This is a genomic window from Sulfitobacter sp. L-8 (assembly GCF_056859255.1).
Window position 1 is genome coordinate 36,783 of the sequence record NZ_JBSXOD010000024.1, and the last position, 13,578, is coordinate 50,360.

A 13,578-nucleotide genomic window follows, 5' to 3' on the forward strand; every position below is an offset into this window, starting at 1 on the left:
GCTTGAGCGTAGACCCCCGCGAACCCTCGCGGCACCTGCGCAAAATCCAAAACATTACATAACAAGGCTGAACGTTACCGTCCCAGAGCATGACAACAATTGTGCTAAGTCTTTGGAATTGTCATTAGGTCAGGGTCTAACGGAGGCGAGAGCAAGGGCATGGCCATCATAACGGCCCAAGTGAAGCACGACTTGCTGTTGTGGGCGCGCGACCGCGCCAAGGTTTCGCCTGAGGAGGCTGCGAAGGCCGCCGCGGTGACAGTCGAGCGGCTTCAAGGCTGGGAATCCGGGGATGACAAGCCGACGATTGGCCAGCTCAGGAGCCTCGCAGAAAAATACAAGTTTCCGCTGGCGGTGTTCTATCTGCCCGAGCCACCGCTGGATTTTGCCCCGCTACGTGATTTCCGACGTCTGCCTGACGAGCCTGAAAAGACCCTCTCGCCCCATCTCGCCTCTCATATCCGCGCCGCTTACGAGCGCCGTGAATTGGCATTTGAGTTGATCCAAGACCTGGGTGAGCCGCGCCACGACCTCCCTCTTAACGTAGCGGTCGAAGATGACCCAGAGGCAGTAGGTCAAGCAATCCGCTCCTTGCTCAATGTAGACCAAGACTCGCAACAGAAATCGGCGAAGCAGGCGTTTGATTTCTGGCGCAAACGGCTTGAAGAGCATGGCGTTCTGGTGTTCGTCGTCAGCGGTCCGCATCGAAGCGTAGCTCTGAGCGAGATGCGGGGTTTTGCTATTGCAAAGCCCGAGCTTCCCACCATCGTTATCAATGGCAAGGACTACAGCCAAGGTGGTAAAGCCTTTACGCTACTCCACGAGTTCTGCCACATTTTACTTGGCGAAAGCGCCATCTCAAACGGAGCAGGCGAAGATCTTTCCCTCACGGCCGATGAGCAACGAATAGAGCGGTTCTGTGATGCAGTTGCTGCAGCGACTCTCATGCAGCGCGACCTACTAATGAACTTCAGCGACATTGCCTACGTCGGGCCTCGTCAGTGGAGCGATGAGGAGCTGTATCCTATTGCTCGGCAACTCGGCGTGAGCCGGGAAGCTTTGCTTCTGCGGTTCGTCGGCATTAAGCGCGCGACTTGGGCGTTCTACATGGGCGAACGCGCGAGGTATCAAGAAGAATACCGGCAAGCGGCCTTGGAGCGGAAAAAAGACAAGAAGCGGGTTCCAATCAAGCGGCCTGTGATGCTGATGAACTGGAACGGGCGTGGTTGCACCCGGCTCGTGCTGCGAAGTTAATATGGTCAGCGCATTACATTAAACGATGTTGCGGGCTACCTCGGCGCAAAGCTCAAACACATTCCTCCGCTGGAACAGGCTGCTTTCCAGCCGGGAAATGATAATTGATGCTCATATACTGTATTGACCCCAGCGCGCTCATCGCTGCGTGGCAAGAACGCTACCCCCCGGAAAACTTGCCACGCATCTGGGAAAGGTTTGACAGTCTCATTGCCGGCGACCGGCTTGTCGCCCCCTCTGAGGTGCTGCACGAAACCTCTAAACGATCTGACGAGCTGCATGGCTGGCTCAAGCAACGCGACACGATGTTTCGAGAGCTGGAGAATGATATTCAGGTTGAGGCAGCAAACGTGCTCGCAGCCTACCCAAGACTCGTCGGCGAGCGGAAGCTACGCACTTCCGCCGACCCTTTCGTTATCGCATTGGCGCGTGTAGACAGATTACAGATCGTCACCGACGAGAGGCCCACGAGCAATCCGAAGCGACCAAACATTCCGGACGTGTGTGCCGGAATGGGCATGCCCAATACAATGAATTTGCTTCAACTTATTCAGGCGGAGAAATGGGTCGTAGGTTGAGTGGACCAAAAAAATCCGCGTAATGGACCTCTGTTCAGATCGCAGCGAAAGCGGCTTACCGCCCTTCTTTGCGGGAGAACGCGCGAAAAGAATATTGATTTAATGGGTGCCCAGCTTTGGGATCTATCGCATGCAGAGCCGGTAATATCGCTGGGCCAGCCATTTCAAAATTTTCACCTTTCGCTTAGCTCATCCTCCGCTCGCACCGTAGATGTCCAACAGCACATCCGGATTCGAGCCCTCTCCTGCCAACTCGGATTTCAGGTCTTGAAGGATAGGCAAAAATTTGGAGCGTCGTCTTTGAAAATTCGCGCTCGCTCTTCGACGTTCATTCAGGTCCTTCTCGGTCCGTTCAATTATGTTCAATAGGTCGTCCGCCAAAGCATCAGCGCCAATCACCAAGGCCATGGGGTTCACACGGTGCCATCTAATAAGTCCGGCGAGCAAGAATGGTGCGTAGTGGAACATGGTGTATTCCCCACCAATATTTCGTCCAAAGTCGGCGATTGCTCTTCGTGCCAACCTTTCGACGTCCGTTCTGTTCAAATACGACGGGGCAGTGTCCGAGCGTGAGAGCATGAAAGCCATGGCAGCGCTTTGTCGGTTTCATGTCCAGTCCTCGACAGAAGAAGACAAAAGCAATTGCATGGCTCTTTCTTCGTCCTCTTCATCACCAACGATGCGCCCAAGACCCTGATAGACCAAAACCCAGCTGGCCTGATGCTCGATGAATGGATGCCGTCGCCCAAGCTCTTCGATGCAATCAATGAGCCAGTTTCCGACGATGCGAGGGCATTGTCGGAACTGCCAAGTCAAGAACTTGAGAGCCTCGTTGTCATCGGTTCCAGGGCCATTCACTCGCCGCAAAGTGCAGTGATCAACCCGGGGTGTCACCGGGCCAGATATTGGAAGTTGAAAGCCACCTCGAGATGAACCTCGCGTTGATCTTATCGATGCGGCCCTAAGTGGCAGACTTGGAGTGCCAGGTCCGCTTCGATTGGCGGCCTTCCGAGAGCGGCAAGTGGAAGAAGCATTTCTTCGATTTCCGGGTCACCCTCGTCGATGGGTCGCGAGTAGCCGTGATGGTGAAGCCAAGCAAAAAACTGACATGCCCGAAGTTTTGCGCGCTCAGAGATTCTGTGGAAGCGGCAATGAAGCCTGAGTTCGCTGACCGCGTCATCGTATTGACTGAGCGCAACATCAACCCTGTCGAGCTCCACAACACATCGTTTCTCGACAGCATTAAGGAACTTGATCTTGAGGCAGACGCTGCCGCGCGGCGCGCCATGCGAGGGGTTCAAGGGGGCCGTGTGGTTGGTGAGATCGTGAAGGACGTCGGCATGGCGGCGCGTCGATTCCGTGCGGTCGGACGTCTTCTGCGGCGGGGGGAGCTGAAACTCACGAAGCTGGAAAGAATCACAGCTCAATCCTTTGTTCGTCGAGTAGCCGCATAGCGCTGAGCCAGATGGCCCCACAACGAAAGTGAATCGCCTGGTTTTCCGTTCGGTTTCCCGGAAAAAATAATACAGTTCAGGGAGTTATAGGAAAAATTCAGTTTTGCGGGAATCCCTGATTCGGCAGAACCCTTCTTGACGTCTAAATAGACGCCCTGTCGCAGCATGTTGCTCGATTAGACACACCAACGACAAGGGAAAACCATGTTGAACCATGCTTTTAACGCCGCTTTCGGCGAATGCACCCGCTTGCCTGATGCAAGCGATACAAAAAACGAAAGGGAATGGGCCAATTCAGAATATCCAAATCTATCGGAGCTGGCGTGCCTAGAATGTCGCCCAGAGCCGAGGAGGCGCAAGATTGGCCGAGATGAACGCGATCTGATCGAAAGAATGGTATCCGCAATCCAGCGTTTCGCAGAGCCTTCGCAGCAAGATCTATGTGATATCATCATAGTTGCATTTGCTGAGGCAAACGACTTCCGCGACGAATATAACATGAAATATTTGGTGATGCCTCCGCGCTGGGTCATTGTTCGCGAAATTCGACGTCTCAGTGTCAAAGGCGGGAAACTCGACCAAGCCTTTGAGGAAAATGAGCGAGCGCAGCCTTCGTCGAACTGTTAGTGAAAATTTCGGAGGAGAACTGCTGCTCGATATCCAGCCTACCCGCAGATTCCTAAATACGTGTTTGAAATGCATGATGAAGTCGTTGTGCAGGGTGTCTCCTATCGACCTCAGGCGCGCCACGACTGGGGATACATCCTTGCGCGCACAGACCACACCGGCGTTGCCGAGAGCTTTGATGACGGCAAGCTCGCCCATTTGGTCCAGAAAGGCCTCTTGCGGCACAATAAGGGTGCGTTCCTCCGTGTGGGTACGGAAACAGTCTGGGCTCTGATCAGCGAGGGGGAGGAAGGATACGCGGATCTGCCTTCTGTCACAATCCAACCTCAAATAGGTCGGCATGTCATCCATCGCGTAAATCTTGACGACTTTAAGCGGTCCAGGGAGCGGTATGTCAAATCAAGTGACATTGCCAACTACCTCGAGGTTCCCCGCAAATTTGTCGAACGCGTTCTGAGGCGATATCGAGTTCCCTCTGCATGTCGGCCAAAGAGTTTGGCGTGGACCTTTATCGGCTGGAGGATCTTCCGGCGTAGCTTCGTGCCGTCCGAATGAGTGAGGTCGCTTAACAAGGACCTTCGTCTAGACAAATACCTGAAATGACCGTCCCTTGGGGCGGCCATTTTTTTTAGCGTTAGCCACACTGCATTCAATAAGTCGTAAGATGTGGAAGTCGGCCGCCGAGGCTTTCGGTAAGTGCCCAAAACCCCTTATTTTCAACGGATCAAAAGGGGGCCGACGTGGAAACTTTGCTTGGTGGCACATTTGAAGCGACCATCAAAACTTGACCAGTCGAACCGTTCAGATGTCTATTCGGCAAGCAAATCGTGTCCACTCGCCGGTATCGTGCGATATTTTGCCCTGTGATGCCATCTAAGCTGAAGGCAGCTTTATCGTTCTCATGCCCGCATCGCTCACGTGACCTCAGGCATTGACTATCGACGCCGGAGGTAACTCCCTCATGTCTTTCTGCTATTCACATATCCTCAGGCTCGGTTATCTCGTCGTTGAATCTGATTAGAGGGTCCAGGGTCCGCGTCGACCTACAAGTAGATGTCTCTTGGAAGAAAGACGGCTCAATCGTCGAAAATTCTCGGTTATCACGAGTTCAATTTTGACCGCGGAACAATTCTTCAAACCTGCGATCTCGCGATAGACTGCTCCACCCCCGCCAAGAGAAATCGACGTGCCGCCAACCGATCCGAATGGTCCGTCGGTTTCGGGCAACATACGCTCAAGCGGCATGGCGTTCGCAGCGATCCCTCTGCCATCGACAGCTGCTGCCTGTAATCCTGAAGTCGGGCGTTGGCGTTGCTGTCGATGAGGATAAGAACCGTGAACAAGGCGATGGCGGTGATCAGGCTCGCGCGCCAATAAGGCCCGTCGAGGAAGGGGACCGCCAGTGCGCAGAGCGCGATGAGCGCCGGGAAGACCCAGAAGACCGCGATGCGGTAGTCGTTCAGAACCTTGTCGGCGCGGATGATCTCGGAAGCGATAAAGCCGGCGGCGTCCCCGCCGAAGGCCGCCGGGACAGCGGCGAGCCGGGCCTGCGCTGGGAAGAACAGGCCCACGCCGAAGATCAGCAACAGCCCGCCCGCCACCAGCATCGGCACCGTGAAGGCCCTTGCCAGGTCGGTCGTGGCAAGCTGCCGGAAGGCCAGACCTGCCAGCCCGAAGGCCAGTCCGAAGGTCATGAACGCAACGGTGGAGAGCATTTCGAACCGTGCCCAGTCGGAAGCGGCTTTCACGATGTCCATGGGGTTACCTTTCGATTGAATGGATGACGCCAGGGTGGGTTCGATGTCTCGGCCCAGACCCGGGCATCAAGTTACAGTTGCCAAGTGAAACCAGTGTCCGCCTCCGATCGCTCCCAGAGCCGGGCCATGATCGGTTTGTCGTAGGCATGCGCGTTCAGCGTGCCGCGGCCCACAGGGCCGACGAACTCGCGGGTTCCGGTCGGGCCATAGAGCGCGCGCTGCTCGGTCAGGGCCTCTTCGGTGGCGCACATCACCTCGGGATAGGCGCCCTGTTCGGCGGTCTGGACCATCGGCGTCTTGGTCATCAGCCACCAGATGGCGCGCATGGTCCGGCTGCCGCTGGTCGAGATCAGCGAGGTCGCGGAGGAGCCCGGGTGGCAGACGAAGACCTCGACATCGGTCCGCCCAGCCGCCGCCAGCCTGTCCTGAAGCTCGTAGGCGAACATCATCTGCGCCAGCTTGCTCTGCGAATAGGCGGTGTTGGCACCATAGCCCTGCTGCCAGTTCATGTCCTCGAAGCGGATGGTCTTCAGCCCCATGTTGTAGCCGAGGCTGGCGACGACGACGATCCGGCCCTTGGTCTCGGCGATCCGGTCGAAGAGCATGCCGCAGAGCGTGAAGTGGCCGTAGTGGATGGTGCCCAGCTGACTCTCGAACCCGTCAGGGGTGAGCTGGCGCGTCGGCACCTGGGCGATGGCGGCGTTGCAGATCAGTGCGTCGATGCGCGGTGTGGTTTTCAGCACCTCCTCGGCGGCGGCGCGGACCGAGGCCTGCTCGGCCAGGTCCATGCGGATGAAGCGCACGGGCGCGGCGTCGCCGAATTCCTGCTTCAGTTCGCTAACGGCGGCGGTGGATTTCTCGGCGCTGCGGTTTAGCATCAACACTTCCGCGCCCTTGCCGAGCAGGATGCGCGCGGCCTGAAAGCCCGCGCCGGCATTGGCACCGGTGATCACATAGGTCTTGCCGGCGAGGGTGCCGAGGCGTTCGGGCGTCCAGCCCTTGTGTCCGAAAGTCGTGTCAGCCATCTGTCTGATCCTTGGTATGCGTCTATGGAGGGGGCTCCCGGGTCTGTTCCGGGCACCGTGTCTTTGTGTCAGTCGTGAAGCTGGCTGAACAGCGTGTCACCGCGCCGCCAGACCGGCAGGTAGCCGGGGTATTCGGGCTTGAGCGCGCTGACCTCGTCGAGCCGCGCCATCTCTGTGTCGTTCAAGCTGATGTCTGCGGCTTTCAAGTTGTCGACCAGCTGCGCTTCCTTGCGGGCACCGACGATCACGCTGGTGACGCCGGGCCTGTGCAGCAGCCAGGCCAGGGCGATCTGCGCGACCGAGGCATCCTTTTCCTCGGCGATCTGCGCCAGCGTCTCGATGATATCGCCCCCCTGCTCCTTGGCGACTGGCGGGAAATCAAAGGCGGCGCGGCGGCCGGAGCCTTCGGCCTCGCGGGTGTATTTGCCGCTCAGGAAACCGCTGGCCAGCGGGCTCCAGATAAAGGTGCCGAGACCGAGGTCGCGGACGGCGGGGATGATCTCGCGCTCAAGCTCGCGGCCGACGAGGCTGTAGTAGGACTGCGCCGAGACAAAGCGCTCGGTGCCCAGAAGCCGCGCCATGCCGTCCGCCTTGGCAATCTGCCAGCCGGCAAAGTTCGACAGGCCGATGTAGCGCACCTTGCCCTGCCGCACGAGGTCGTCGAGCGCGCGCAGCGTCTCCTCCAGCGGCGTGGTGATGTCGAAATTATGCACCTGATAGAGGTCGATGTAATCGGTGCCCAGCCGCTTCAGGCTGCCCTCGACCTCGCGCATGATGGCCAGCCGGCTGGTGCCCAGATCGTTCGCGCCGGTGGTCATGGTGTTGTAGAGCTTGGTGGCGATAAGGTTGTCCTGACGACGCGACCCCAGCGCCACGCCCAGCATCTCTTCCGAGACGCCCGAGCTGTAGACATTGGCGGTGTCGAAGATGTTGACGCCCGCCTCGATGGCCAGATCGACCATGCGGGTGGCCAGTTCCTGACCGGTGGCCCCCACCAGATCGGCATAGCTGCCGCCTTCATTGTCGAAGGTCATGGTGGCCAGCGTCAGTTCGGAAACATGGAGACCGGAATGTCCAAGTTGCTTGTATTTCATCGTGATGTCCTCTGCGCCGCGGCGCTTGCGTTTGTAAACTCTGGTGTTTACATAGAGGGGAGGGCACACTTGGTAAACCCCGGTGTTTACACTTTTCCGACCGAACGGGGTATAAACGATGAAACTGTCTGAAAAGAAAAGAAAAGATATTCTGGACGCCGCAATCCAGGAGTTCCGCGAACAGGGGTTTCCGGCGGCGCGGGTCAACAGAATCGCCGAATTGGCCGAGGTCTCGAAGCGCACGCTCTACAAGCATTTCGAGAGCAAGGAAGTGCTGTTCCAGGCCATCACCGACATCCTGCTCGAGCAGATCGCCGCCACGCCGAAGCTGCGTTACGACGCCGAGGCCCCACTGCGAGAACAGCTAATCGCGGCTGCGCGGCACTACATCGACCACCTCTCGGGCGAAGAGTATATGGGGCTCAACCGGCTGGTGATGTCAGAGCTGCTGCGCGACCAGGAGCTCGCGCAGGCCTTCTTCGCCAAGGCCGCGATGCAGGATGGCCCGATCCAGGCGCTGATCGGCGAGGCGATGCAGGCCGGCGCGCTGCGCCAGGCTGAGCCGGGCTTTGCAGCGGGCCAGCTGCTGTCGATGATCAAGCATTTCCTGATGTGGCCCGAGTTCCTTCTGGGCAAAAAGGCCGATCTGGACGCGGAGGCTGTCATCGCCGATTGCGTGGACATGTTCCTCGCGTATTACGGCGAGGAAGCCTGAGAGGCACCGGGTCAATCCGGCGAAGCAGGGCGATGTCATGGTCGGACATCACCCCGCCTTGGGAACTTCACTACGTGAGGCGTTAGCCTGCAATTTCGATCCCGATCTTGCCCATGTGGGACTTCTTGAGAAACGCTTCCTGCGCCGCGCGCAGGTCGCGCAGCGCGTAGGTCTCTGGGAGAATCGGTCGGACCTCACCCTGTTCGATATAGCCCATAAGGTCGGTGAAGACCTCCGGGTCCTGCCGGGTGCTGCCGAGTGCTGCCGATCAGTGTCAGGTCCTTGAGGTAGAGCGTGCGCAGGTCCAGCTCCACGATTGGACCGGCAATGGCCCGTGACGTGACATAGCGACCACGCTCCGCCAGCGCCTCGAGCAGCGCTAGCCAGCGTGGCCCGCCGACGAGGTCGAGAACGACGTCGAAAGCGTCTTTCGGCACGGCGTCCTCGCGTCCGTTAATGGCGTTGGCACCGAGCGCTTTCAGGTCGGCGACCTTGGCCGGGCTGGTCATCGCGGTGACATGCGCGCCGCGTCGCTTGGCGAGCTGCACGGCCGCAGAGCCGACGCCGCCCGAGGCACCGGTGATCAACACCCGCTCGGCACCCAATTCCGCGCGCTGGATCATGCCTTCGGCAGTCGAGAAGGCGCAGGGGAAGGAGGCCAGCTCCACGTCAGAAAGCGGGCTGTCGATGCGGAGTGCGTGTTCCGCCTCGACAGTGGTGAACTCGGCAAAGCCGCCATCGCGTTCCGAGCCGAATGTGACGAGCGCCTCCGCGTCCCCTCCGGCGGGGCGATGCATGGGGCGCACCAGCACCCGCTCGCCGATGCGCGTAATATCGACCCCGTCGCCGACCGCGGCAATCTCGCCGCAGCAATCAGCGCCCTGAATGCGCGGGAAACTCAGCGCGCCAGACCATGCGCCGTCGGCGTCCGAGGCACCCTCATAACTTGTGGCCGCCGCGGAGTTCGTATCCCCGCGCACCGCTTTCGAATACCAGCCGGTGCGGGTGTTCACGTCGGTGTTGTTGACCGCCGAGGCGCCCACGCGGATCAGGACCTCCCCCGCTGCGGGGCGCGGCACGCGCACGTCCTCTCGCCACTCCAGTTTGTCGAGACCGCCATGGCCTGTCAGAATCATCGCCTTCATCGTATCGGGAAGGGTCATTATGTCTCTCCATCTGGTAGAATGATTGCTCTACTTGCGTAGGTAGAGGGATCACTCTACATCGTCAACCATGACCGATACCAAAACCAAGATCGCTGCCGGGTTGGAACAGGCCTTTGCTGCCCGGGGCTTTGCAGAACCCAGTGTTGAGGATCTGCGCGATGCAGCGGGTGTCAGCCTGCGCACGCTATACAAATACACGCCTTCGCGCGCGGACATGGTGTTAGCAGCGCTGGAGCATCGCCATGGGCGCTATCTTTCGCACCTCTTCAATGATCTTCCCAAGGCGCAGGAGGCGGTGCTCGACGTGTTATTCGAGCGAGTCGGGGCTTGGATGGCGATCGAGACCTCGCACGGCTGCCTGTTCCACGGAGCAGTCGCCGCAGACCCTGGCAGCGAAGGGCTGCGCGCGCTGCTGGCGCGGCACAAGGCAGAAGTGGCCCGCCGCGCCGCCGCAGCCACCGGGCTCGACGGCCGCGAAATCGACCTATTGTTGATCCTGGAGGGTCTCACGCAGGCTTGGTCGCTGCATCGCGATACTGCTGTGACCAGCGCGAAGCGGCTGGGGCACGGACTGAGGATGAACAGCGCGGCATGACTTCGCCTTCCGTCAGGTTCGCGCCATTCCTGCAAACATCGCGCCGAGAGCGACAAAATGGATCAACATGATCGCCCGGTCGTTCCAGAGCACCCCGACGATCAACCAGCCGAGAACCCCGACCACGAAGAGGTAGAGGTGCCACGGCGTCCAGCCGAAGGCAGTGCCGGCATAGCCAAGAATCTCGGTGACGGAGGCGACCCACTTGACGGCGAAGGCTGTCCCTTCGCGGCCCGCAAGGCTGCCCAACTCAGACGCCACGCGTACCCGAATTGTTCGGCAGATCGATCCTTCCGTGGGTTTCTGTCGTACCACTGCCGATCTCTGCGACCTTATAGCCGAACCCGCCGACCATATCGATCCGTACGCGATGCGGATTGCCGGTAACCGGGTTGAGGATCGGCTCCGCTTCAAGGTCAAAGACGTCCGCGACATGAACCTTGCCAGTCCGGGCCTCGATGTCGGCCTTGAACGAAAACTTCTTGTAAAGCGTCGGCTCTTTGTTCGGTGACATCATTGAGAAGACCCACCACATCGTCGCCATGTCGTCGGTGTCTTCGCCACGTACGATCTTTTCCAGTGCCTTGCGCTGCTCGGGACTGGCGCGTTCGTCGATCACGATCTGCATGTGCCCATCACCTTTGTGGATCGGGCCCGGCCATTTGACTACAAAAGCCGCGTTCAGGCCGTCGAGCGTAATATCGCCGTAGTGTCCGTTGTCGACGTGAAAGCTGAGTGCTGCCTCGCATGTCCCATATGTTGGTGGGGGCATTAAATTGACAGGGGCAACCGTAGGCGCAGTTACAATTGGTTAATTCAACGCCGCGTATCTCCCAGGGTGTCATTGGTCTTCTCCCATTCAAATTGCAGTAAAAATTGTCCTCTTCTTGGTCGTTCGGTTCAGATCAATTCGGCGAGCATCCGCGCGGCGGCCTGGGCACCATGTGCCTCCACGGGCCACACTGTTTTCTTGTGGGTCAATTCCTCGACCATCGCCTGAGCTATGCGCTCGGGGCTTGATTGGTCATAGAACATTCGGCGACCTGCGTTGTAGCGGTCAAGCCGTTGGGCCACGTGGAAGTTTTGTTCAAAATGGTTCTTTAGCGGGAAATAGAGACACGGCGTGCCCGCCGCTGCAAGCTCCATCGTCGTCGTCAGCCCGCCCTGTACCAGCGCCAGATCGCAGGCAGCCAAGTGGCGGTCGAGATCGGGGACAAAGGCGCGGGCCTCGACCCCATGGGGCAGGTTGAACGCCGAAGGGTCAAGCCGCGGGCCGGTTACGAGGATCATGCGCAGCTCGGGTATGACCTCTTTAGCAAGCGGGTAGGCAGCAAGTATCCGCCGAATCAGGCTGGCACCGACGCCAGAGCCGCCGACGGTAACAATACAAGTTTTCTCTTCTTCGTGATAACCGAACCGTTCCCGCAGGTCCGCGCGACTGCCGAAATTCGACGGATGCTCCCCGATGATATAGCCCGAGAATTCGTAATGCTGCGGTACCCAGTCGCGCATCAGCGGCAGGCCTTCGCCGAAGCTGTGGGGAATGATATCTTCAGGGTTTCCGACGAAAATTGCCCTATCGCGGACATGCGGATGGTCTTCTACATGGCTGATCATTTCTGCATTGTAGTCGGTGGTCAGATAGGCCTCTCGCTTCCCGTTTTCGGGCATCGGCACCCAGCCGACGAAATCGGTGAACCACGCGATCGGGGCTTTCTTCAGTTCGGGATGTTCATGCCAGAAGCGATCGACATCCCACGCCTCGTCAGCGATCACCAGATCATAGCTGGTCTGCTCCACGACTTCCTGAAAAACCATGAAGTTTTTGATAAGTATCTCGTCCATATTGCGGATCGCTTGAAAGGCGTTGAGGTCATGCTCTCCGGATTCCGCTTCGATATGTGCAGATTCATTGGCAAGCTTGGCGCTTGCCGGGTGCAGTATCTCCTTGTTCGCCGCCAAAAATCGGGTGACTGGATCCTGTGCCAGCCAGCTTACCTCAAGGTCCGGCTGAAGATCGCGCAATGCGCGGGTCACCGCAAGATCGCGTCGAGCGTGCCCGAGCCCGATAGGCGAGGACAGGTAGAGGGCGCGTTTGGCGGTGGTCCTGCGGCGCGTCTTGAGCCGTGGTTTTTCGACATCTAACTTGCGGTCCAGAAAATCTTTAACTTGCACGTCGAGGCGTGCCGGATAACGTGCATTGGCCAGATGGCCGACGTTGGCCCAGATCTGCAGTTCGCCCCCTGTCAATCGTGCTGCGGCGTGCGACATCGCAGGCGGCGTCACCTCATCTGCGTCGCCGTGAATCCAAAGGGATGGGCAGTGAATAGCGGTGTAGGCTTCTTCTGTTACTGGGTAAGGTCCATTCTCGCGTGCCCTGGCCATCATCGCAAGGGTTTCGCCGCTGCCGCTCGCGGCATACTCCAGCGCATCCTCGATTTGTTTCGTGGAATGCGGCTCGCAGAAGGCCCGGCTGAAGAAAAAGGCGCAAAAGTCAGCGTAGTCTGTCTTCCAGTAGGCGGCGTTGAACTTGTCCCATCCCTTCGGTGCGCTGATCTTGGCTTTCAGGACATCACCATTTTTGTGCGCGTGCGTGGCCACAAAGGGTACCACGCTGCCGCAGCCGATCAGAGCTTCAACCCTGTCCTGACAATACGCGGCGAGAAGGGCAGCATAAAGCCCGCCCAGCGACAAGCCGATCATGATCGCCCTGTGCGTTCCGGTCGCATCAAGAACGGCCAGAGCATCGCAGACAAATTCGAACGGAGCGTAAGCGTCTGGATTGTTCGGGCGGTCTGACAGACCGTTGCCTCGCGGGTCGAACGAGATGACGCGAAAATGATCGGCGAAGTAGGGGATTTGCGCCTTGTAAACGCGCGAGTGAACGATCGGCCATGCCGGAAGAAATAACAGTGTCTTTGACCCGCTGCCGTAAACAGCGTACTGAATTTTTACGCCATTCCGCTCAACGAAACCTTCGATACGGGGAATGGCGGCGCGCATGACTCAATCCTTTATATCCAATGATTGTTCGTAGTGCTCAATTATCTTCCCGATACGTCGCAGGGCGCGGCGAACCGGTATGTCTTCGGTCTCGTAACCCAGCAATAGATACGCCTCCGCGCCGATGAAGGCTGTGCCGACAAGGGCGGCAATGTCTTTGGCGTCAAACGGCCGAGGCTGTGTGGAAACGCATTTGATTGCGTGTTTTGGACCTCTGTTTTTCCGCCCATGGCGTTTTTCTATTCCAGGAGCGCCATTTGTCCCATATGGGGTCCTATTTCATCGGGTCGGGGCTTTGATCGCGGGATCT

The 13,578-nt window shown here is 58.6% G+C and carries 16 protein-coding genes; 6 read left to right on the forward strand and 10 right to left on the reverse strand.

The features are described from left to right. The first annotated feature begins 159 nt into the window (after positions 1-159). Entirely contained in the window at positions 160-1,254 is a 1,095-nt protein-coding gene (locus AC13DE_RS01750; RefSeq protein WP_483046832.1) for an XRE family transcriptional regulator, read from the forward strand. Between the two features lie 107 nt (positions 1,255-1,361). Continuing rightward, positions 1,362-1,832 (forward strand): DUF4411 family protein, encoded by a 471-nt coding sequence (locus AC13DE_RS01755; RefSeq protein WP_483046833.1) that lies wholly within the window; start codon positions 1,362-1,364, stop codon positions 1,830-1,832. A 189-nt stretch (positions 1,833-2,021) separates the two neighbouring features. On the opposite strand, the gene AC13DE_RS01760 is transcribed toward AC13DE_RS01755, so the two are convergent. Both AC13DE_RS01760 and AC13DE_RS01765 read right to left on the reverse strand, forming a co-directional pair. Beyond that, positions 2,022-2,420: a hypothetical protein gene (locus AC13DE_RS01760; RefSeq protein ID WP_483046834.1), complete on the reverse strand. Its 399-nt coding sequence runs from the start codon at positions 2,418-2,420 to the stop codon at positions 2,022-2,024. 18 nt (positions 2,421-2,438) lie between these two features. Then, entirely contained in the window at positions 2,439-2,648 is a 210-nt protein-coding gene (locus tag AC13DE_RS01765; RefSeq protein WP_483046835.1) for a hypothetical protein, read from the reverse strand. Positions 2,649-2,797: 149 nt separating this feature from the next. On the opposite strand from AC13DE_RS01765, the gene AC13DE_RS01770 reads away from it, so the two are divergent. Together AC13DE_RS01770 and AC13DE_RS01775 are read left to right on the forward strand one after the other, a co-directional pair. Next, entirely contained in the window at positions 2,798-3,286 is a 489-nt protein-coding gene (locus tag AC13DE_RS01770; RefSeq protein ID WP_483046836.1) for a hypothetical protein, read from the forward strand. A gap of 204 nt (positions 3,287-3,490) precedes the next feature. Next, the gene (locus AC13DE_RS01775) at positions 3,491-3,913 is read left to right on the forward strand and encodes a hypothetical protein (RefSeq protein ID WP_483046837.1); all 423 of its coding nucleotides are present in this window, start codon (positions 3,491-3,493) and stop codon (positions 3,911-3,913) included. A 1,133-nt stretch (positions 3,914-5,046) separates the two neighbouring features. Here the strand turns inward: AC13DE_RS01775 and AC13DE_RS01780 are convergent. From AC13DE_RS01780 to AC13DE_RS01790, 3 genes are all read right to left on the reverse strand, one after another. After that, on the reverse strand, positions 5,047-5,670 hold the full coding sequence (locus tag AC13DE_RS01780) for a hypothetical protein (RefSeq protein ID WP_483046838.1): 624 nt from the start codon (positions 5,668-5,670) through the stop codon (positions 5,047-5,049). A gap of 71 nt (positions 5,671-5,741) precedes the next feature. Continuing rightward, the gene (locus AC13DE_RS01785) at positions 5,742-6,695 is read right to left on the reverse strand and encodes an SDR family NAD(P)-dependent oxidoreductase (RefSeq protein WP_483046839.1); all 954 of its coding nucleotides are present in this window, start codon (positions 6,693-6,695) and stop codon (positions 5,742-5,744) included. 68 nt (positions 6,696-6,763) lie between these two features. Continuing rightward, positions 6,764-7,789, reverse strand: coding sequence for an aldo/keto reductase (locus tag AC13DE_RS01790; RefSeq protein ID WP_483046840.1), 1,026 nt, complete (start codon positions 7,787-7,789; stop codon positions 6,764-6,766). 118 nt (positions 7,790-7,907) lie between these two features. On the opposite strand from AC13DE_RS01790, the gene AC13DE_RS01795 reads away from it, so the two are divergent. Further along, complete coding sequence (locus AC13DE_RS01795) at positions 7,908-8,504, forward strand: TetR/AcrR family transcriptional regulator (RefSeq protein ID WP_483046841.1); 597 nt, start codon at positions 7,908-7,910, stop codon at positions 8,502-8,504. An 82-nt stretch (positions 8,505-8,586) separates the two neighbouring features. On the opposite strand, the gene AC13DE_RS01800 is transcribed toward AC13DE_RS01795, so the two are convergent. Beyond that, positions 8,587-8,721, reverse strand: coding sequence for a hypothetical protein (locus tag AC13DE_RS01800; RefSeq protein ID WP_483046842.1), 135 nt, complete (start codon positions 8,719-8,721; stop codon positions 8,587-8,589). After that, positions 8,699-9,667, reverse strand: a complete 969-nt coding sequence (locus AC13DE_RS01805) for an alcohol dehydrogenase catalytic domain-containing protein (protein ID WP_483046843.1) — start codon at positions 9,665-9,667, stop codon at positions 8,699-8,701. Before AC13DE_RS01805 ends, AC13DE_RS01800 begins: the two co-directional genes overlap by 23 nt. 70 nt (positions 9,668-9,737) lie before the next feature. Here AC13DE_RS01805 and AC13DE_RS01810 point away from each other — a divergent pair, with 70 nt between their 5' ends. Continuing rightward, complete coding sequence (locus tag AC13DE_RS01810) at positions 9,738-10,265, forward strand: TetR/AcrR family transcriptional regulator (protein WP_483046844.1); 528 nt, start codon at positions 9,738-9,740, stop codon at positions 10,263-10,265. Positions 10,266-10,277: 12 nt separating this feature from the next. Here the strand turns inward: AC13DE_RS01810 and AC13DE_RS01815 are convergent, their stop codons facing one another. The 3 genes from AC13DE_RS01815 to AC13DE_RS01825 all read right to left on the reverse strand — a co-directional run bounded on the left by AC13DE_RS01815 (position 10,278) and on the right by AC13DE_RS01825 (position 13,268). Continuing rightward, complete coding sequence (locus AC13DE_RS01815; protein ID WP_483046845.1) at positions 10,278-10,526, reverse strand: DUF6552 family protein; 249 nt, start codon at positions 10,524-10,526, stop codon at positions 10,278-10,280. Beyond that, the gene (locus AC13DE_RS01820) at positions 10,516-11,037 is read right to left on the reverse strand and encodes a DUF1326 domain-containing protein (RefSeq protein ID WP_483046846.1); all 522 of its coding nucleotides are present in this window, start codon (positions 11,035-11,037) and stop codon (positions 10,516-10,518) included. The genes AC13DE_RS01815 and AC13DE_RS01820 overlap by 11 nt, the downstream gene beginning before the upstream one ends. Positions 11,038-11,165: 128 nt before the next feature. After that, positions 11,166-13,268 (reverse strand): alpha/beta fold hydrolase, encoded by a 2,103-nt coding sequence (locus tag AC13DE_RS01825; protein WP_483046847.1) that lies wholly within the window; start codon positions 13,266-13,268, stop codon positions 11,166-11,168. Between the last annotated feature and the right edge of the window lie 310 nt (positions 13,269-13,578).

Bases quoted from the DNA above. Each gene is read 5' to 3' on its own strand.
- AC13DE_RS01800 (WP_483046842.1), bottom strand. From the start codon at position 8,721: ATGGGCTATATCGAACAGGGTGAGGTCCGACCGATTCTCCCAGAGACC.
- AC13DE_RS01755 (WP_483046833.1), top strand. From the start codon at position 1,362: ATGCTCATATACTGTATTGACCCCAGCGCGCTCATCGCTGCGTGGCAA.
- AC13DE_RS01790 (WP_483046840.1), bottom strand. From the start codon at position 7,789: ATGAAATACAAGCAACTTGGACATTCCGGTCTCCATGTTTCCGAACTG.
- AC13DE_RS01795 (WP_483046841.1), top strand. From the start codon at position 7,908: ATGAAACTGTCTGAAAAGAAAAGAAAAGATATTCTGGACGCCGCAATC.
- AC13DE_RS01810 (WP_483046844.1), top strand. From the start codon at position 9,738: ATGACCGATACCAAAACCAAGATCGCTGCCGGGTTGGAACAGGCCTTT.
- AC13DE_RS01775 (WP_483046837.1), top strand. From the start codon at position 3,491: ATGTTGAACCATGCTTTTAACGCCGCTTTCGGCGAATGCACCCGCTTG.
- AC13DE_RS01760 (WP_483046834.1), bottom strand. From the start codon at position 2,420: ATGGCTTTCATGCTCTCACGCTCGGACACTGCCCCGTCGTATTTGAAC.
- AC13DE_RS01785 (WP_483046839.1), bottom strand. From the start codon at position 6,695: ATGGCTGACACGACTTTCGGACACAAGGGCTGGACGCCCGAACGCCTC.
- AC13DE_RS01780 (WP_483046838.1), bottom strand. From the start codon at position 5,670: ATGGACATCGTGAAAGCCGCTTCCGACTGGGCACGGTTCGAAATGCTC.
- AC13DE_RS01820 (WP_483046846.1), bottom strand. From the start codon at position 11,037: ATGCCCCCACCAACATATGGGACATGCGAGGCAGCACTCAGCTTTCAC.
- AC13DE_RS01750 (WP_483046832.1), top strand. From the start codon at position 160: ATGGCCATCATAACGGCCCAAGTGAAGCACGACTTGCTGTTGTGGGCG.
- AC13DE_RS01805 (WP_483046843.1), bottom strand. From the start codon at position 9,667: ATGACCCTTCCCGATACGATGAAGGCGATGATTCTGACAGGCCATGGC.
- AC13DE_RS01825 (WP_483046847.1), bottom strand. From the start codon at position 13,268: ATGCGCGCCGCCATTCCCCGTATCGAAGGTTTCGTTGAGCGGAATGGC.